The organism is Thermosipho atlanticus DSM 15807 (assembly GCF_900129985.1).
In the GTDB taxonomy this organism is placed as follows: Bacteria; Thermotogota; Thermotogae; order Thermotogales; family Fervidobacteriaceae; genus Thermosipho_A; species Thermosipho_A atlanticus.
This window is the reverse complement of the sequence record NZ_FQXN01000003.1, coordinates 208,419-226,770: the sequence shown is the minus strand read 5'-3', so window position 1 is coordinate 226,770 and position 18,352 is coordinate 208,419. Positions and strand designations below refer to the sequence as shown.

The window sequence follows — 18,352 nt, the reverse complement described above, 5'->3', positions numbered from 1 at the left end:
TTTTTTATTTTAAATTAATATCATCAGATTTTTCTGTTTCATAGATATTAATTCCAAACTCATCTGTAACAACCTTGTTTAAATATTCAAGAGTTAAATACGAAAATCTCATATGTCGTAAATTCTTATCCATTAAAATCAATGTTCCTGAGTAATCATTTGTAACTATGAAATACAAGTTTAAACCCACATACTTTTGCAAAACTAATACTTCTTTCAAAATATCGGGATATGCAACATCTGGTTCGGGAATACCTTGAGATTTAATTTTTTCTAAGTATACTTTTAAATCTGCTTCTTTTACTACAAAAACATTTATTTTGTCAGAAATTGGTTTAACATAATCAAAATATAATTCGGAAGAATCAATACCTAAATTCTGTGATATTTCAATTGATAAATATTCTCTTAATTGTTTTTCATTTACAATTCCAGGAGTTTCTATCGACAAATGAAGAATAAGATCCCAAGGTAAGTTAACAACAATTAAGTCATCTATTTCAAATTTTATATTCGATTTATACTCCCCAAATTTTTTAACCCTAACCCTACCAAATAAGTAATTTCCAATCCCATAATTTATATGATTATTTTTAACATCAAATGATATTATTTTTCTTCCAATAATGCTCAAATTAATCCCCCCTTATTTCGTGTTAACCTCAAATGTTATAGGTTCAATAGTTACCCCACCAAAATTCCCGCCATTTACCCATTTAAAAGGGACAATTCTTAAATCAGTAATTGAAAACAAATTGTTTGTTTCAAGTAGCTTAGATATTGTTAAATCACTTTGAGAATAGTATATAGTAAATCTAAACTTACTATATTTTAAATAATTTCCTTTTGATTTCCAAAGGCCAGAATAAATATAAGTTTCTAGCATTTCCTCTTTAAATAAATTTTTATTCAAAATATTTAAAATTCCAAACATTGAAATAGAAAAAATTAACACTGAAATAATCATGATAATTAAAATCTCTAAATACGTCATATCATACACCAATTGTGGACTGCATTGAGAAAATAGTCGAATACATGGTGTAAGCCAAAAATGCAATAAATAAGCCAACAAAAGCTATCATCAGTGGTTCAATAAGTGATAATAGCTTTTTGGTATCTTGCTGAATTTGATCATCAAAAAAGTCGGCAACTTTTTCCATCACAACATCCAATTGTCCAGTTTCTTCACCAGTACCTACCATTTCATAAATAATCTGAGGAAATACTTTCTCAGATTTTAAAGCATTTTTTAATGTGCTTCCTGACTTAACTTTTTCTTGGACATTTTTTATTTTGTTAATAAATTGTCTATTGTTAGAAGCGTTTGCAGCCATTCCTAGAGATTCAATTATTGATACACCACTACCAACTAAAACACCAAAAGTTCGGCAAAATCTTTCCTGAGTTATTTTCTCTCTTAACTTTCTTACGGGAGGAATTATCTTTCCAATAAATTCCTTAGTAATTACACCATATTTTGTTTTGAGAAAAATAAATATCCCAACAAACGCAGTTATAACAATTAAAATTGCTAAAAGCCAGTTGTTTCTGAGAAATTGATTTAAGTTCATTAAAAAAGCTATCATACCTGTACTTGGAATGTTACTTCCAAATGCACTAAATAATTTGGGTAAAATAAACACACTTATTACCATCACAACAATTACAGCAAAAGTTAAAATAAACGTAGGATATACCATTGCTGATTTTACTTGTTGTTGCATTTTATATACATTTTCATAATACACAGCAAGTTTCTTTAAAGTGACGTCTAATACTCCTCCCTCTTCACCTGCTTTTATCATGTTTATAAAAACTTCATCAAAAACTTCTTGTTTTTCAAATGCTTCGGACAAAGAACTCCCACCATCAATTTCATTTATTACCTTTTTTATTACATTTCTAAATCTTTTCGAAAAAATTTCCTGTTCAGTTAATACCGAAAGTGCATCTCTAATTCTGATTCCCGCACTTATCATCGTTTCAAACTGCCTTGAAAACAAAACAATATCATTCAATGGAATTCCAAATAAATTTTTCAAACTAAAATTAAACACTCTTGCTTCCCTAATTTCTAAAACTGCAAATCCATTAGACCGGAGTCTAAATATTGCTTCTTTTACATTATCAGCCTCAATTGTTCCCGAAACTTTCTTCTTTTCTTTGTTAACAGCCACATATCTATATACCAATGGAATCACTCCTTATTAATTTGCCTTTTTTAAGATAATATACCTTCCCTGGTATTTCTTTAAACTTTTCTATATCATGCGTTACAATTACCAAAGTTTTGTTTTTTATATTACTCCATTCCTTCAAAAACGTTATTATTCTTGCTTCATTAATATAATCCAAACTTACCGTAGGTTCATCAAGAATCAATATTTCTGGATCATGCACAATGGCCGAAGCAATAGCTACTCTTCTTTGTTCACCACCGGATAATTTGAAAGGATTTTTCGTTAACATTTCATCATCAATATCTAAAATTCTTTGAACATACTCTAATCTTTTATCAACATTATCTATGTTAAGATTTTTCAAAGAAAATGTAATTTCATCTTTAACCGTTTCTGAAAAAAACTGCCTTTCAGGAAACTGGAATGCAAATCCTATATTTTTTCTATATTTATCCGGATTATCATATGGACTTTTACCATCAACATATATTATACCAGATGTAGGTTTAATTAAAAAATCAATTAAATACAATAACGTAGTTTTACCAGAGCCTGTCTTTCCGACAATATAAATCACTTCGTTTAAGTTTATTTCTAAATTTACTCTTTTTAATACTTTTTTTTCAATCGGAGTATTTTTGTTGTAAACATATGAGACATTTACTAAACTTATTGTCATAATCTTATAGATTTATATACTCTAATGCCTCCTTTTTTACATAACTCTTCCACATTTCCGAAAATTTCTTTCATAAATTCTTTTATTCTTCTCCCACCCTTATTATGATAAGCAACAAGTTCTAATGAGCCGCTTTTTTTCAGATGTGTATAAGCATTTGTTATCAATTCCATCCACACTTCTTTACCAGCTACTATAGGAGGATTGGAAATTATATGATCAAAAATAAAATTTTCCCAAACGTCATACAAATTTCCTTGTTTTATAATCGCTTCAATATTATTCTCTTTGGCATTGATTTTTGCAAATTCCACAGCTCGTTTATTAATATCACTCATATACAATTCAATCTCGGGATATTCTTTTTTTAATGTAATCCCTATTAATCCATACCCACAACCTATATCTAAAACCTTACCTGTCTTTATTGATGTATACTCAATCAAAATTTTGGAAGCTTTGTCTATTTTCCCAAATGAATATACCCCTGAAGGAGTTTTAAACTTGTATATATGCCCATTTGACAATTTTAGTTCAACTTCTTTTACTCGTAATTGACTTGTAGGATTTTCAGTGTAATAGTGTTCAAACACTAGTCAAGCACCTCCAAAATTTTGTGTTCCCCATATATTAATGGTTTCTCATTGGATAAAACTTTTTCATCAACAACCTCACCGACAAACAAAGTATGATCTCCAACATCAAATTTATCTATAATTTTACATTCCAAGTAAGCGACTGAACCATTTATTATCGGTAATCCCCTTTTTGAAAAAGTATATTCAACATTTTTGAACTTGTCATAATTTCTTCCTGAATATGTTCCAAAAATTTTTGCAATCTCTTTTTGTTTACAGGACAAAACAGAAACACCATAATATTCTACTTTGTTTAATAATTCATGACTATACCTTGTTTTTCCAATAGAAATAACAATCAATTTTGGTTTAATGGAAACACGAACAATCCATGCAACTGTTATTCCATTAATTTTCCCATTTAAATTCATACTTACAACAGCTACTGAAGAATACAATTTACCAAGTGCATCCATACAATCACCTCGCTTAAATTACATTATAGTATTATATCACATTACAAAATTTTTATCCCAAATATAATTATATATTTAACATTTTTCGAATAATAATTTTTAACCAATCGTAATTTTAAGATGATATAATAATTTTGATAAGGAGGTGGTGATTTTGACAATTGAACATCTTAAAGAACTAGCAACAAATTGTAGAGGTGACATTTTAAAAATGACTTCCGTTGCTAACTCCGGACATCCCGGTGGTTCAATGTCATCGATTGATTTACTGGTAACATTATATTCTTTTGCAAATGTCTTTCCAAATGACCCTTGGAATGAAAATCGAGATAGAATTATCATTAGTCATGGACATATCTCGCCTGCAGTTTACAGTACACTAGCAGCTTACGGTTTTGTAGACAGAGAAAAAGTGATTAGTGGTTTTAGGCACCCATCAAGTATATTTGAAGGCCATATTACAAGAGGAATACCTGGTGTAGAGTGGACGACAGGAAATTTAGGTCAGGGCCTATCTGCCGGCGTAGGAATGGCTTTAGCTGCTAAATTTAAAAACAAAGATTATCACGTCTATGTTTTAATGAGCGATGGCGAAAGTGCAAAAGGACAAGTTACTGAAGCAAGACGAACTGCTTCAAAATACAAATTAAATAATCTCACTGTAATTGTCGATTACAATGATATCCAAATAAGTGGAAGGGCAAAAGATATAATGTACGTTGATTTAAAAAAAGAATATGAAGCTGCAGGTTGGAAAACAATAGAAATTGATGGACATGATTACGAACAGATACTTTCAGCATTAAAAATAGCCAAAAAAGACAATTCTCCAACGGTCATAATTGCACATACAATTATTGGAAAAGGTGTTTCATTTATGGAAGATAAACCGGATTACCACGGAAAACCACTTAATAGAGAAGAGCTTGAACATGCTCTTAATGAATTAAATATTGAAAATGATATTGAAAAATTTATTAAAATAAGAGATAGTTTACCAATTGTTGAACACGAAAAGATCAAACTTGAGTATGACGTCAAAATTAACACAGGTAAACCAAGAATTTATACAGAAAAAACAGATAATAGAACAGCATTAGGAAGAGCAATTGCAGATTTGGCAATAAACAACAATAATGTTGTTGCAGTAGACTGCGATTTAAAAGGTTCAGTCAAACTAAATATACTTGATAAAGAAAGACCTGATAGAATCATTGAGATTGGTGTTCAGGAACACAATGCTGCGGCACTTGCTGGTGCTTTGAGCGTTGAAGGTTTTGTAACATTCTTTGCTGATTTCGGCGTTTTTGGTATTGATGAAACTTTTAACCAACATAGACTTAATGCAATTAATCATACCAACTTGAAAGTTGTTGTAACACATTGTGGTATTGATGTGGGTGAAGATGGTAAAACTCATCATGCATTGAATTATATTTCTGCTCCAACTTCATGGTTCGGTTTCAAGGTAATAGTCCCCGTTGATCCTAATCAGACTGATAGAGTTGTAAGATACGTTGCATCAAGGTATGGAAACTTTGTTGTAGCTATGGGAAGAAGCAAGTTAGAACCAATTAAAAAAGAAGATGGAACAATTTTCTTCGATGAAAATTACGAATTCAAATATGGAAAGATTGATGTATTAAGAGAAGGAAACGATGCAGTAATTATTACAATGGGTTCAATAATTCCTCATGCTATTAAGGCCGTAGATGAACTAAAAAGGGAAGGAATTGATGTTGCATTACTTAACGTTTCATGTCCGTTAGATCTTGATGAAGAAACTCTTGCAAGATATTCAAGAACCAAAATACTAGTTCTCGAAGATCATAACGTATTTAATGGTTTAGGAAAAATGATTGAAGCCAAATTATTTGAAATGAGAATTTTACCTGAAAAATTCTTAAAAGTTGGAATTGATAGATTCCCAGTTTCAGGAGATTACAAATACCTGTTTAAATTGTTTGGATTAGATAAAGAAGGAATTATAAAAAATATTAAAATTTTATTTGAAGAATAAAAAAGGGAGCTTTAAAGCTCCCTTTTTTATAAAAATTAAACAAATTCTATTATGGTAAAGAATTAAACAGTACAAAAACAGAAACACCCGTAGCAATTACTGAAAGAATTAATGAAATCATTGATAAACTATCAGGTTTTGATGTTATATCTTCCAAGTTTTGCACCTTGTTATTTATTTCAGTTATACTTGATGCGGTGTTATTTCTAAAAACCTCATAGTCTGATTTAAGTTTTTCAAATTCTGCAATTTTAGTTTCATAAGCGTTCAACTTTGTTTCTAGGTCATTAATTGTTTTTGTCAAACTATTCAACTTATTAGTTGTGTTAACTGAAAATGAATCAAAATCAACCTTCAACTGTGAATAATCGCCTGATATAGTTGCTAATCTCGAATCAATCTTCTTATTATTAGAAGCTACATATTCTTCAAGGGAAGTAATTTTAAGTGTAGTTTTATCCAGAGTTTGTTGAAGAGTTTTTACAGTATCATTCAAATTACCAATTTGAGACTCAAACTTTTTCTCTAAAGAACTAAGATCAGTTTTTAAAACACTAATATCTCCGCTCAAAGCTGCAATCTGATTTGAATTTTTTGTTACTAGATTTTGAATTTCAGTAACCAAAGAGCTATCAGCTTTTAATTGTAATGAAGAATTTAAAGTTTTTATTTCAGTTTTAATGGATTCAATATCCTGATTCATAGCTAAATTATTCATTTTGCCTTCAAGTTCTTTAATTTTCTCTAAATTATCGTTTGATAGTTTTCTTATTTGTGCTATTTCAAACGTCAAATTTTTTAAATCATCCTTAATATTTACCAAGGAAGTTTTCAACTCACTTACATCATTTGAAATAACTTGTACAGAGTTATTTAATGAACTCAAAGCATCAATTTTATTCAATGCAGTGCTTACTAAATCTGAAAGGGTTAAAACTTGCTCTCTGACCTTTTCAACATTTGCTGAACCAGAAATTGCTTTATCAATCCTGTCTTGGATATTCTCCAATAACCTGTACAGTGCAACAGCAACTTGATATCTTGTCATTGCTTGATTACCTTGAAATGTTCCATCTGGCATTCCACTAACTATACCTAGTTTACTTAATTCATTGACCGCATCATATGCCCAATGATTCACAGGTACATCTTTAAATGCTGCAAATATAAAAACCGAAAAAACCAATAATGACAAAATCACCAATAATTTTTTCATGCTTACACCTCCTCAAATTTGTATTTATTATCTTTTATCGTTAATTAAATTTTTCCATTTTTTATAACCCCAAATAATTGTAATAAAAGGAAATATCGAGAGAAAAATAAATCCTAAAATTTTAATAGGTAAAATATTCCATGAAAATAAGTACGTTCCGAATACTGCGACACCTACGATTACAGAAAACATACTTGACCACAAAACAACCCCCGAACTTATATCTTTAATTATTTTCACTATTGGATGATATTCTGGAATAAACAGATCCAAAAAATTTTCAATTAGTGTGTTAATTAATTCAGATAAAATTACAAAGAAAACAGCAAAAAAAATCCAAATAAAATCATTTTTGTCAATTGGCAGAAAGAGTGAAAAGAGTAGTACCAAGAATCCTATTAAAAAGTGGATTCGTAAATTTCTTTCCTGAAGTATTGAAAAAACTATTCCGTCAACAGCATGAGAAAATGATTCTTTTAAATTATTCGAACCCAATTGTTCTTTGATGTTTTCTTTCGATTCTTGGTTTATAGACTTTTTCCGTGAGTGTTGTTCCATACTTCACCGCCTCAATATTGTTTTCTAAATGTTTAAGATTAACATTCTCTTTTAGTGAATTAAATACATAATCCATTTTTACTAATGAAGTTGCCTTAATCATTACACCAAGTAAAATCATATTCGCATAAATCTCAGTGGAAAATTTTTCAAATGAAAACTTTGAGGCTGGTATATGTATAACCCTTTTTGTCATTCGAAACACGTTATATGGTAAATCCTCCAAATAAGAATCATCGATTATAATTATACCATTATTTTTAACGTATTTACATTGCTTAATCATTGAAGGGTGTAAAATCATCAATATATCAAAAATTGTTGCTTTTGGAAAATCAATAGGATTATCCGAAATTAAAAGATCACAATAACTTGGCCCCCCTCTAACTTGTGCAGTATAATTTTGAGTTTGTATAACATATTTACCAGCATTTACTAACGATTTTGCAAGAACTAAACCTGCAATAATATTTCCTTGGCCACCTATACCTGCTATTCTTATGGAAAATGGTCTTGTCAAATTCATTGATTACACCTCCGACGATTTAGGGAAAATATTTTTATAGTTTTGATAAAAATCTGGTTTTTCCTCTTTTTTAAACTCTCCAATTATAATCTTTCCCTTAATTTCATCTTGTTCCATGCTTTCAGCCTTTTCCTTCGATATTGAATTATTTTTAAAAAACTCTAATAACTCCCATGAATTTCTCATCCCATTATATCTTCCATAGTAAGTATGACAATTTGTTAAAACTTCAATTACACTAAACCCTCTGTGTTTAATACCTTCTTTAATGAATTTAATTGTAAGAGGATAATGATATATAGTGGATCTTGCAACATATGTTGCACCCGATGACAAAGCAAGATTGACAATATCAAATGAATTTTCAATATTTCCATACGGCATAGTGCTTGCAATTTTATCATGGGGTGTTGTTGGTGAATGCTGACCACCAGTCATACCATAAATCATATTATTAAACAAAACTACCGTTAAATCTATATTACGTCTTGCAGCATGAATAAAATGATTACCACCAATTGCTGTAAGGTCGCCATCCCCACCTAAAACAATTACCTTAAAATCTGGTCTTGCTAATTTTACCCCAGTCGCAAATGCAATTGCTCTCCCATGCAAAGTGTGCATAGTATTAAAATCTAAATATCCAGTTGCTCTCGATGAACATCCTCTTCCGGATACAACTGCAACTCTGTCTTTTTCCAATTTCAATTGATCGACTGCTTCAATAAATGCTTTCATTATAATCCCATTACCGCATCCTGGACACCAGACAGTTGGCCATCTATCAATTCTCAAATAATTCACTAATTTATCCCTTTTCAATAGATCCACCTCCAAAATATTTAATCTCAACATTTGTAACTTTAAATAAAAAATCGGTTAATGGATCAGGATAATCTTTCAAATATACAACCTTTTTAATTCCGGCATTAATTAAAAGGCGGGCACAAACAGAACATGGTTTGTGAGTTACATATATAGTAGCACCATTTGTAGAAATTCCAAATTTTGCGGCTTGCATCAAAGCATTTTGTTCTGCATGTAAAGCATAACAAATTTCTTGGTTTTTACCAGATTCAATTCCCATATCATCTCTTATACATCCGATAGAGTCACAATGAGGAAAGCCAGATGGAGGTTGATTATATCCAGTCGCTAAAATTCTTTTATCTTTTACAATAACTGCTCCTACTTTTCTATGAAAACATGTTGATCTTGAAGCAATCAATTTTGCGATTTTTGAAAAATATTCATCCCAAGTTTCTCTGTTATCCCTTTTTTGTTGTATTTCTAAATTATCTAAATAATCTTTTATATCCACCTTTTCACCTTCAATTTCCTCTTCCCGTTTTAAGATTTTAATATATAATAAAATAAAAGCAAGTCACTCTACATTTAGTTTACCACAAAAAAAAGGATTATAATTAAAAAAAATCAAAAATACACTTTTATTCTTAATATGTTAAAATTGTTGAAGAAAAAACAATATTTCAACATTAAAAACTAAATTTATAAGTAAAAATGTTATAATTACAGGTTGTAATATTCATATTATATAGAAAAAAACTAAAAAACTGTTGAATTTATTAGAATTAATATTATAATATTACCTACCAGAACAAAAAATTGCTAACTCAAATGATATTAAAATTGATATAATATCAAACTAAATTGAAAGTTATCGTAAAATTAGAAAAATATTTGAAAGGAAAATGATAGTATGGAAAAAACTATTGTTCTAAAAACTTCTGAAAACGATAGTCTCCATTGTGCAATAATCGAAAACAATAAACTTGTAGAAATTTTTTCCGATGAAGATGAAAAACTAACTGGCAACATTTATTTAGGAAGAGTTGATCGAATAGTCAATGCTCTAGATGCAGTGTTTGTGAATATTGGAGAAAGCAAAAATGGATTCCTTAGGAAAAAGGACATTCCAGAAAAATTTATTAAAATGATCAATTATGATATTTTTAAACCCAAATCAAAAATTTTAGTTCAGGTAAAAAAAGACCCTATTGCAAATAAAGGGCCTCAATTAACTGCAAATATAAGTTTAGCAGGGCGATTTCTCGTAATTTTTCCGTTCACTAATATATCTGGTGTTTCTAAAAAAATCGAAAATTTAACTGAAAAACAAAGATTATATGAAATTGCTAATAATATTTCTAAAGAGTATAATATAGGAGTTGTCTTACGAACGGCAGCTGAAGGAATTGACGAAAAATATCTTTATGAAGAAATTGAGAATTTACTAGAAAAATGGAATCAAATTTTTAACAAATTCAAAAGAGGCAAAAAAGCCAAATTGCTTCATTATGAAGAAAGTTCAATTGATTATATATTAAGAGAAAAATTAACAAAAGATGTCACTTTAATTATTACTAATAATACGGAACATGTACATTATATTAGTAAATATTTTAAAAGTTTTCCAAAAAAACCAAAAATAGAAATAATCGATTCTGATCCGTTTGAATATAAAGAGATATACAAACTTTATAAAGAATTATTTAAAAGAAAAATTAATTTACCTTCTGGTGGCGAAATAATCATTGATAAAACCGAAGCCTTAACGGTTATAGACGTTAATTCTAAACACCTTACTTCCACAGAAAACCAACAAGAAACAGCATTAATAACAAATTTAGAAGCTGTTGAAGAAATTTTTAGACAATTAAGACTGAGAAATATTGGCGGAATAATAGTTATTGATTTTATTGACATGAATAATGAATCTGACAAAGCAAAAGTGCTTGAAAAAGTTAACACTGAAATAAAGAAAGATAAAAGTAAAATTGAAATATATGGCTTTACTAAATTAGGGCTATTAGAACTTTCAAGAAAAAGAACTGTTAGATCTTTCTTTGATATATCCACTTCTCGTTGCCCAATTTGCAATGGTACAGGAATTATAACTTCACCTAACACTCTTATAAAAGAAATATACAGTGAATTAAATAATAAACCGGAAGCTGCAAAAGAAGTTATCATTAAAGTTCATCCATATCTCAAGGGAAAAATAAACAAAAATGAAATCAAAAAAACTTTTAAAATAAATGTACACATTCATTACACATATTTTGATCCAAAATCTTACGAAATAACATGGAAAATTTAAAGGGGGTATTAAAATTGGAAAAGATAGAATTAACATTTAAAATTACCAATGAAAAAGTTTATATTGACAAAGGTGCAACTTTATTCCAACTTGTTGAGAAATTTCAAAAGTATTATGATTCACCAATTGTTGCAGCAAAAATAAATAACACGATTGTCGAATTGTTCAGACCAATTTTTAAAGCTGGTACTTTGGAATTTTTAGATATTAACTCTGTTGATGGTTTTAGAATTTTTCAGAGAGGCTTGTTATTTATTTTAAAAATAACATTAAAAAAATTATTCCCAGAATTTACTTTAAAAGTTTCACACAGTGTTGGAAAAGCTATCTATTGTGAATTAAAAAATGAACGTTCCAAGCTGAATCTTTCAGATGAAGATATTAAAAATATCAAAAGTGAAATGGATAAATTGATACTTGAAAATAAGCCATTTAAAAAACATGAACTTTTAAAAACTGAAGCAATGGAACTTTTCAAAAACCTTGGTTACTATGATAAAGTAAAACTTTTAAAATATCGCAAAAAGAAAACTGTAAAAGTATATCAATTAGATGATTTTCATGATTACTTTTATGGGTACATGCCACCAAGTACAGGTATTTTGAAATATTACGATTTAAAAAAATATTCTGAAGGTTTTGTGCTAATATTACCTGAATTCAAAAATAATAACCCTATTTTGGAATTTAAACCTTTACCAAAATTATCAGCTGTTTTTCTTGAATATCAAAAATGGCTAGAAATTATGGATATTGATAGCGTTGGAGATTTAAATGATATAATTGCCAGTGGCGAAAGAAACGTAACTGACTTAATAATCATGTCAGAAGCATTACATGAAAAAAGAATTGCGTTTATAGCTGAGGAAATCAAAAAAAGAAAACATGTAAGATTAATTCTTATAGCTGGGCCATCTTCTAGTGGAAAAACCACTTTTTCAAAACGCTTAATGATACAACTTAGAGCTAGTGGTTTAAGACCTGTTACAATTTCTTTAGATGATTATTTCGTCGACAGAGAAAAAACTCCAAAAAATGAAAAAGGTGAATATGATTTTGAAGCTCTTGAAGCTATTGATATTGAGCTTTTTAATAAAAATTTATTGGAACTTTTTGAAGGGAAAGAAGTAGAAATTCCTAAATTTGATTTTGCAACTGGCAAAAGGAAGTCAACAGGACAACGTTTGAAAATTGAAAAAGATCAACCAATTATTGTGGAAGGAATTCATGGATTAAATCCTAAATTAACAAGTTTAATTCCAGAAGAATTAAAATTTAAGATTTATGCTAGTGCATTAACTCAAATAAATTTGGACAATACAAATAGAATTCATACCACTGACACAAGGTTATTACGAAGAATCGTTAGAGATAGCAAATTTAGAAATCATAATGCTCTTCAGACTTTAAAAATGTGGCCTAATGTAAGAAAAGGAGAAGAAAAAAATATATTCCCATTCCAAGAAAATGCTGATATTATGTTTAACAGTGCATTAGTATATGAAATACCTGTTTTAAAAATTTTTGCTGAACAACTTTTGATCACCGTACCTGATAATCTACCAGAAACTTCTGAAGCAACAAGGCTTTTGAAAATTTTAGATTATTTCTTACCTATAACCAATATCGAAGATATTCCAAGAACATCACTTATAAGAGAATTTATAGGAAGGAGCGTGTTTAAATATTGAAAAAAATAATATTCTTTATTTTGTTTTTGCCATTGATAACTTTTTCAGTTAATATAATTATAGACAACATCACTATTGAGGCGACAGAAATAAATTTTTCTAGCATAAAGCATATTTTAGAAACTTATTCATCATTTTTAAAAGACGAAGAACTAAAATACGGAAATATTGGAACATTTAAATATATTGAATGGAAAGAAAATCTACTTGCATTTTCCAAAGAAGTTATAGTGTTAAACAACGAAGTAAAAAGTAATGTTACATTTGAAGATATCTTTGATTTTTTGGAAATAAAATATTTTAAACAGGATGATAATTACTATTTACCAACTATGATTATAAATAATCTAAAAGATTTTGGAAATTATTTACAAATTGATTTTTTGGGAAAAAATTCAATTTCGCCATTAATTGAAAACAATAAGCTATACATAATTACCACTAATTATGTTGTTTTTGACAGGCTCTATTCTCCAAACGAAGTAATTTTAAGCAAAGAAGTGGATAATACTAAAAATATTGAAGTAAATGAATTGCCCAATAAAATAATTATTCAACTACTTAAAACTTATAAAATTGGAAACATTAAATATTTCACTTTTGATGAAAAAGTCACACAAGACAGCACAAACACATTTATTGTAATCTTTAAAAACTCAAATATGAATTTGATTTTTGTTCAAAATTACTCTCCAGATTTCAATGGAAATGATTGGGAAAGATTTTCAATTTCAAACGATATTGCTCAAAAAGTAGCAAATAAATTGAATCTAAAAATTTACTATATTCCTTTCATACAATTACCACTTGATAGTCCTGGACTTGTAATATTTTCCCCACCAGAAACTTGGAATGAGATTAAAAAAATATTGGAAGGTGAGGTAAAATGAAAAAATTTTTGTTTATAACCTTTATATTTTTAAGTCTATTAAATTTTGGAGAAAAAATTGCATTAATAGAAAATAATGATATAATTTTTAAAGAAGTCGAACTCAAAAATTCATCTGTAGAATATTTATTTGAATTTCTAAGTTCTTTTGAAAATTCTTTAGTTCCAAAAGATGTATTGAATGCTTATTATTTCGTTGACACTTCTTTAATTATAGATCTTAATTCATCATTAATTCAGAATTTTTCTGCCGAAGATGAAGTGTTGTTTTTATTACAAATTCTGTATACTTTATTTGAAAATGTAAAAGGAATAGATAGAATTTATATAATTGTAGATGGAAAACAAACAAATTTATTGGTAAAATACATTAATATTTATTTTTCTTTTCCTAGAGAATTATATAAAATTCCAGATTAAAGGGGGAAACTTTATGGCAGAAAAATTTAACTTACAGGATAGGTTTTTAAATATTTTGAGAACAAATAAAATACCGATTAAAGTCTATCTTGTCAATGGTTTTCAAACAAAAGGGATTATTCGCTCATTTGACAGTTATACAATGCTTCTTGAAAATGGAGATCAACAAAATTTAATCTATAAACATGCAATAAGTACAATTATGCCTGAAAGCTTTGTAAAACTTATCAGAACTCAATCTGACGAAAATCAAGGAAACAACGAGAAGGAAATTGAAAATAACAATGAATAAATGTTTGCTTGTAAGTATTACAGGTTATTTAAATAAATTTTTAGAAACATTCGGTGAGCTAGAGCAATTATGCAAAACTTTAAACTTTTTTGTTGTTGATAAAATTTATCAAAAAAGGACAAAACCAGATTCTGCATATTATATTGGCAAAGGAAAACTCAAAAAAATAAAGGATTTTTGTGATAGAAATAAAATAAATTTTATAGTTATAAATGATAACGTAACAGCCACACAGAGAAAAAATATTGAAAAGTTTCTTAATATTAAACTTTTTGACAGAACTGAGATTATTTTAGAAATTTTTTCTAGACATGCTAAGACACAAGAAGGAAAATTACAAGTAGAAATTGCTAAATTACAATATTTATTACCATATCTTGTGGGAATTGGAAAAGATTTATCGCGTCTTGGTGGAGGAATAGGTACAAGAGGCCCAGGAGAAAAAGAACTTGAATATTCGAAGCGTTATATAAACAACAGGATAAAGTCATTAAAAAATCAATTAGCAGTTATTAAAAAAGAAAGAACACTTAGAAGAAAAAAAAGATTAGAAAGTAAATTAACAAAAATTTCAATAGTTGGATATACTAATGCTGGTAAAAGTAGCTTGTTATCAAAGCTTTCTGGTGAAAGGTTTTTATCAAAAAACGAAATGTTCACTACACTTACTACTTATACAAGAAGAGTAAAATTGCCTTCTAACAGAATTGCAATCTTTAGTGATACGGTTGGATTTATAAAAGATCTGCATCCGAAAATTATTGAAGCTTTTCATTCAACTTTAGAGGAAATCAATTATTCAGACATTGTACTAATCTTAATTGATATCTCTGATCTTGATTACGAAAAAAAATTAAATACTGTTTTTGAAACTCTAGAAAACATTGGAGTTTATAATAAACCATATTTATTAGTTTTTAATAAAATTGATCTTGTTAGTAATGAATATTTAAAAACTGTTCATTCGAAATTTCCAAATGCTTCATATATATCGGTAACAAAAGATTTAAATATTAAAGAATTACTCTTGAAAATCGACAAACTTATTGATAAAATATCAAAAAAGAAAGTTTTATATTTAAAACCTGAAAAATTAAATATTTTATTTAAGTATAAACGTCTGATTCGTTTTTCCATGAAAGAGACTGTAAATAACGACTTCAAAGTTGAAATTTTTGGTCCTGAAGAAATAATATCAAAAATTCTAAAGGAGGCAAATAAATGAAAAAATTAGTTATTGTATTTCTTACCTTCATTTTATCATTGACATTTTTTTCAAATTTTATTCCACCAATTGATAATAGTTATTTAACTTCTGCATTCGCTGAATTTAGAAGTACCGGCGATTCACCACATTTCCATGGTGGAATTGATTTCAGTTCATTCCTTAAAGAAGGGATTCCAATTAAAGCTGTATATGATGGGTATCTTGTCAGAATAGAGATAAACGACAGTATTTACGGAAACGTAGTTGTATTGCAACATCCTAATGGTTACAGATCAGTATATGCTCATTTGAGTTCTTTTTCATACAAAATCCAACCCATTGTTGACGATTTAATAAGTGAATTTGGGACGAATAAAATAATAGTTAATTTTCCAGAAAATGAAATTATCTTCTCGCAAGGTGAAGTCGTAGCATATACCGGTAAAACAGGTGAAGCAATTCAACCACACGTCCACGTAGAAATAAGAAATTCGAAAGAAACTATGATTTTTGATCCTATGGGATTTATTAAACCAAAACCTTTAAATGGTGAGATTGTTCTCAAAGAATTAGTAATTGATGGTCAAAAATATGATTTTGTAGAAGGAAAAACGTATGAATTCAAAGGCAAGTATCCCCGTCTTTCAATTAATGCGTTTCTTCAAGTTAACAAAAATATAATAGGATTGAAAGAAATAAAACTTTATTTTTCAAATAAATTGGTGTATCATATTATGTTCGATGAGATACCAATGGAAGAAATGTACAAGCCATTTACTGTGTACACTAAAGATTCTATAGCCGCTGGGTATATATATAAAGCATATTATAAATTGTATCCAGATACAATTGGTTACTCAGTAAAAGTCAATAATTTTCCAACGTTAAATCAAAATTTGGACTTTTTCCCAGTAACAATTGAATTATATGATCCGTGGGAAAGAAAGAAAACTTTTAATTTTAACCTGAGAAGGAGTAATTAGAATGTTCTTTAGAAAGAAAAAGAAGAATGTTAACCTGAATCCTTTTTACAAAGATGGAAATTGCTTAGTTGTATATTTAAAATGTGAAAAATGTGGAGAAGTTTTCAGAAGCCATTTGAGAAAAGGTTATGATTTTTTAATAAATTATGATAATCCAAATATACCATACAAAATTGAAAAAATATATGTTGGTTCAAAATGTCCAAATAAAATTGAATTAAAAGCTCAATTCACTGGTTCTTACAAACCAGTGAGTATTGAAATAAACGGTGCGAAGTTTATTAGCAAAGAAGACTTCGAAAAGGAGGTTGAGGAATGAAGAGATTATTTACAAGTGAAAGCGTAACAGAAGGACATCCTGACAAGGTGGCAGATCAGATAAGTGATGCCATCTTGGACGCGATTTTAGAACAAGACCCCAAGTCAAGAGTAGCTGTTGAAACCTTAGTTACCACAGGTATAGCTTTTGTTTCTGGTGAGGTAACTACAAGAGCGTATGTTGATATTCAGGATATTGTAAGAAAAACCATACTTGAAATTGGATACACTCGAGCAAAGTATGGATTTGATGGTGAATCCTGTTCCGTAGTTTCATCCATTCACAGCCAATCTCCAGATATTGCGCTTGGCGTTGATAACGCTCTTGAAGCAAAAGAAGGCGAGTTGGAATCCGAAGATGATTTAGAAAAAGTTGGTGCTGGTGACCAAGGTATGATGTTTGGTTATGCTACAAATGAAACAGAAGAATATATGCCTCTTCCAATAATGCTTGCTCATAAGCTGGCATTAAAATTAAGTGAAGTAAGAAAAAATAAAACAGTCCCATTTTTAAGACCAGATGGAAAAACACAAGTAACTATCGAATATGATGAAAATAGAAAACCATTAAGAGTTGACACAGTCTTAATTTCCACTCAACATGAACCTGATGTTACTATTCCAGAAATAAGGGAAGCCTTGGTTAAATACGTAATTGATCCAATAATTCCTGAAAATTTAAGAGATGATAACATGAGAATCTTTGTTAATCCAACTGGAAGATTTGTTTTAGGAGGCCCTTCAGCAGATACAGGTCTTACAGGAAGAAAAATCATTGTGGATACTTACGGTGGAGCAATCCCACATGGTGGTGGAGCTTTCAGTGGAAAAGATCCAACAAAAGTTGATAGATCAGCTCATTATTTTGCACGTTATGTTGCTAAAAATGTTGTTGCCGCAGGACTTGCCGATAAATTTATGGTTCAAGTTGCATATGCAATTGGTGTTGCACATCCAGTTTCAATAATGATTAACACTTTTGGAACTGCAAAAGTTGATGAAGAAAAAATCTTAAAAGCAATAACAGAATTATTTGATTTCAGACCAGGTGCTATTATCAAAAAACTTGATCTTTTAAGACCAATTTACAAAAAAACTGCTGCATATGGTCACTTTGGAAGAAATGAACCTGAATTTACATGGGAAAAATTAGATATGGTTGATGAGCTAAAAAGGATAATATAGGGAGGTTGAT

21 protein-coding genes are annotated in these 18,352 nt (G+C 29.0%); 10 read left to right on the top strand and 11 right to left on the bottom strand.

Annotated features, from left to right (window positions below):
* Window positions 1–4: 4 nt before the first annotated feature.
* Genes BUB65_RS05140 through BUB65_RS05115 form a run of 6 tightly spaced genes read right to left on the bottom strand, consistent with a single transcriptional unit; the run spans window position 5 to window position 3,916 of the window.
* Window positions 5–634 carry a hypothetical protein gene (locus BUB65_RS05140; protein WP_073072937.1) on the bottom strand — a complete coding sequence of 210 codons (630 nt, stop codon included), beginning with the start codon at window positions 632–634 and terminating at the stop codon, window positions 5–7.
* Between the two features lie 12 nt (window positions 635–646).
* On the bottom strand, window positions 647–994 hold the full coding sequence (locus BUB65_RS05135; RefSeq protein ID WP_073072936.1) for a hypothetical protein: 348 nt from the start codon (window positions 992–994) through the stop codon (window positions 647–649).
* Between the two features lies 1 nt (window position 995).
* The gene (locus BUB65_RS05130; protein WP_084728039.1) at window positions 996–2,195 is read right to left on the bottom strand and encodes a type II secretion system F family protein; all 1,200 of its coding nucleotides are present in this window, start codon (window positions 2,193–2,195) and stop codon (window positions 996–998) included.
* Window positions 2,185–2,862, bottom strand: coding sequence for an ATP-binding cassette domain-containing protein (locus tag BUB65_RS05125; protein ID WP_073072935.1), 678 nt, complete (start codon window positions 2,860–2,862; stop codon window positions 2,185–2,187). Before BUB65_RS05125 ends, BUB65_RS05130 begins: the two co-directional genes overlap by 11 nt.
* Window positions 2,859–3,455: a class I SAM-dependent methyltransferase gene (locus BUB65_RS05120; protein ID WP_073072933.1), complete on the bottom strand. Its 597-nt coding sequence runs from the start codon at window positions 3,453–3,455 to the stop codon at window positions 2,859–2,861. Before BUB65_RS05120 ends, BUB65_RS05125 begins: the two co-directional genes overlap by 4 nt.
* On the bottom strand, window positions 3,455–3,916 hold the full coding sequence (locus BUB65_RS05115; protein ID WP_073072930.1) for a flavin reductase family protein: 462 nt from the start codon (window positions 3,914–3,916) through the stop codon (window positions 3,455–3,457). Before BUB65_RS05115 ends, BUB65_RS05120 begins: the two co-directional genes overlap by 1 nt.
* A gap of 148 nt (window positions 3,917–4,064) precedes the next feature.
* On the opposite strand from BUB65_RS05115, the gene BUB65_RS05110 reads away from it, so the two are divergent.
* Window positions 4,065–5,936 (top strand): transketolase, encoded by a 1,872-nt coding sequence (locus BUB65_RS05110; protein WP_200773534.1) that lies wholly within the window; start codon window positions 4,065–4,067, stop codon window positions 5,934–5,936.
* Window positions 5,937–5,985: 49 nt separating this feature from the next.
* On the opposite strand, the gene BUB65_RS05105 is transcribed toward BUB65_RS05110, so the two are convergent.
* Genes BUB65_RS05105 through BUB65_RS05085 form a run of 5 tightly spaced genes read right to left on the bottom strand, consistent with a single transcriptional unit; the run spans window position 5,986 to window position 9,557 of the window.
* Window positions 5,986–7,152, bottom strand: coding sequence for an S-layer homology domain-containing protein (locus BUB65_RS05105; RefSeq protein ID WP_073072926.1), 1,167 nt, complete (start codon window positions 7,150–7,152; stop codon window positions 5,986–5,988).
* A gap of 27 nt (window positions 7,153–7,179) precedes the next feature.
* Window positions 7,180–7,710 (bottom strand): diacylglycerol kinase family protein, encoded by a 531-nt coding sequence (locus BUB65_RS05100; RefSeq protein WP_084728038.1) that lies wholly within the window; start codon window positions 7,708–7,710, stop codon window positions 7,180–7,182.
* Window positions 7,634–8,236, bottom strand: a complete 603-nt coding sequence (locus BUB65_RS05095) for a 2-oxoacid:acceptor oxidoreductase family protein (protein ID WP_073072924.1) — start codon at window positions 8,234–8,236, stop codon at window positions 7,634–7,636. Before BUB65_RS05095 ends, BUB65_RS05100 begins: the two co-directional genes overlap by 77 nt.
* A gap of 3 nt (window positions 8,237–8,239) precedes the next feature.
* Complete coding sequence (locus BUB65_RS05090; RefSeq protein WP_073072922.1) at window positions 8,240–9,058, bottom strand: 2-oxoacid:ferredoxin oxidoreductase subunit beta; 819 nt, start codon at window positions 9,056–9,058, stop codon at window positions 8,240–8,242.
* Window positions 9,045–9,557 (bottom strand): deoxycytidylate deaminase, encoded by a 513-nt coding sequence (locus BUB65_RS05085; RefSeq protein ID WP_073072920.1) that lies wholly within the window; start codon window positions 9,555–9,557, stop codon window positions 9,045–9,047. The genes BUB65_RS05090 and BUB65_RS05085 overlap by 14 nt, the downstream gene beginning before the upstream one ends.
* A gap of 399 nt (window positions 9,558–9,956) precedes the next feature.
* Between BUB65_RS05085 and BUB65_RS05080 the strand changes: the two genes are divergently transcribed.
* The 9 genes from BUB65_RS05080 to metK are packed head-to-tail and all read left to right on the top strand — an operon-like array spanning window position 9,957 to window position 18,342.
* Window positions 9,957–11,357 carry an Rne/Rng family ribonuclease gene (locus tag BUB65_RS05080; protein WP_084728037.1) on the top strand — a complete coding sequence of 467 codons (1,401 nt, stop codon included), beginning with the start codon at window positions 9,957–9,959 and terminating at the stop codon, window positions 11,355–11,357.
* A 14-nt stretch (window positions 11,358–11,371) separates the two neighbouring features.
* Window positions 11,372–13,048: a nucleoside kinase gene (locus tag BUB65_RS05075; protein ID WP_073072918.1), complete on the top strand. Its 1,677-nt coding sequence runs from the start codon at window positions 11,372–11,374 to the stop codon at window positions 13,046–13,048.
* Entirely contained in the window at window positions 13,045–13,938 is an 894-nt protein-coding gene (locus tag BUB65_RS05070) for a DUF4941 domain-containing protein (RefSeq protein ID WP_073072917.1), read from the top strand. Before BUB65_RS05075 ends, BUB65_RS05070 begins: the two co-directional genes overlap by 4 nt.
* The gene (locus tag BUB65_RS05065; RefSeq protein ID WP_073072916.1) at window positions 13,935–14,357 is read left to right on the top strand and encodes a GerMN domain-containing protein; all 423 of its coding nucleotides are present in this window, start codon (window positions 13,935–13,937) and stop codon (window positions 14,355–14,357) included. The genes BUB65_RS05070 and BUB65_RS05065 overlap by 4 nt, the downstream gene beginning before the upstream one ends.
* 13 nt (window positions 14,358–14,370) lie before the next feature.
* Window positions 14,371–14,649, top strand: a complete 279-nt coding sequence (gene hfq, locus BUB65_RS05060; RefSeq protein WP_073072915.1) for an RNA chaperone Hfq — start codon at window positions 14,371–14,373, stop codon at window positions 14,647–14,649.
* A complete protein-coding gene (gene hflX, locus BUB65_RS05055) occupies window positions 14,642–15,874 on the top strand; it encodes a GTPase HflX (protein ID WP_073073009.1) in 1,233 nt (410 codons plus the stop codon). The genes hfq and hflX overlap by 8 nt, the downstream gene beginning before the upstream one ends.
* Window positions 15,871–16,839 carry a M23 family metallopeptidase gene (locus tag BUB65_RS05050; protein ID WP_073072914.1) on the top strand — a complete coding sequence of 323 codons (969 nt, stop codon included), beginning with the start codon at window positions 15,871–15,873 and terminating at the stop codon, window positions 16,837–16,839. The genes hflX and BUB65_RS05050 overlap by 4 nt, the downstream gene beginning before the upstream one ends.
* A gap of 1 nt (window position 16,840) precedes the next feature.
* Complete coding sequence (locus BUB65_RS05045; RefSeq protein ID WP_073072913.1) at window positions 16,841–17,158, top strand: hypothetical protein; 318 nt, start codon at window positions 16,841–16,843, stop codon at window positions 17,156–17,158.
* Complete coding sequence (gene metK / locus BUB65_RS05040) at window positions 17,155–18,342, top strand: methionine adenosyltransferase (RefSeq protein WP_073072912.1); 1,188 nt, start codon at window positions 17,155–17,157, stop codon at window positions 18,340–18,342. Before BUB65_RS05045 ends, metK begins: the two co-directional genes overlap by 4 nt.
* The last annotated feature ends 10 nt before the right edge of the window (window positions 18,343–18,352 follow it).

Bases quoted from the DNA above. Each gene is read 5' to 3' on its own strand.
- BUB65_RS05080 (WP_084728037.1), top strand. From the start codon at position 9,957: ATGGAAAAAACTATTGTTCTAAAAACTTCTGAAAACGATAGTCTCCAT.
- hflX (WP_073073009.1), top strand. From the start codon at position 14,642: ATGAATAAATGTTTGCTTGTAAGTATTACAGGTTATTTAAATAAATTT.
- BUB65_RS05125 (WP_073072935.1), bottom strand. From the start codon at position 2,862: ATGACAATAAGTTTAGTAAATGTCTCATATGTTTACAACAAAAATACT.
- BUB65_RS05105 (WP_073072926.1), bottom strand. From the start codon at position 7,152: ATGAAAAAATTATTGGTGATTTTGTCATTATTGGTTTTTTCGGTTTTT.
- metK (WP_073072912.1), top strand. From the start codon at position 17,155: ATGAAGAGATTATTTACAAGTGAAAGCGTAACAGAAGGACATCCTGAC.
- BUB65_RS05100 (WP_084728038.1), bottom strand. From the start codon at position 7,710: ATGGAACAACACTCACGGAAAAAGTCTATAAACCAAGAATCGAAAGAA.
- BUB65_RS05065 (WP_073072916.1), top strand. From the start codon at position 13,935: ATGAAAAAATTTTTGTTTATAACCTTTATATTTTTAAGTCTATTAAAT.
- BUB65_RS05135 (WP_073072936.1), bottom strand. From the start codon at position 994: ATGACGTATTTAGAGATTTTAATTATCATGATTATTTCAGTGTTAATT.
- BUB65_RS05045 (WP_073072913.1), top strand. From the start codon at position 16,841: ATGTTCTTTAGAAAGAAAAAGAAGAATGTTAACCTGAATCCTTTTTAC.
- BUB65_RS05115 (WP_073072930.1), bottom strand. From the start codon at position 3,916: ATGGATGCACTTGGTAAATTGTATTCTTCAGTAGCTGTTGTAAGTATG.
- BUB65_RS05050 (WP_073072914.1), top strand. From the start codon at position 15,871: ATGAAAAAATTAGTTATTGTATTTCTTACCTTCATTTTATCATTGACA.
- BUB65_RS05095 (WP_073072924.1), bottom strand. From the start codon at position 8,236: ATGAATTTGACAAGACCATTTTCCATAAGAATAGCAGGTATAGGTGGC.
- hfq (WP_073072915.1), top strand. From the start codon at position 14,371: ATGGCAGAAAAATTTAACTTACAGGATAGGTTTTTAAATATTTTGAGA.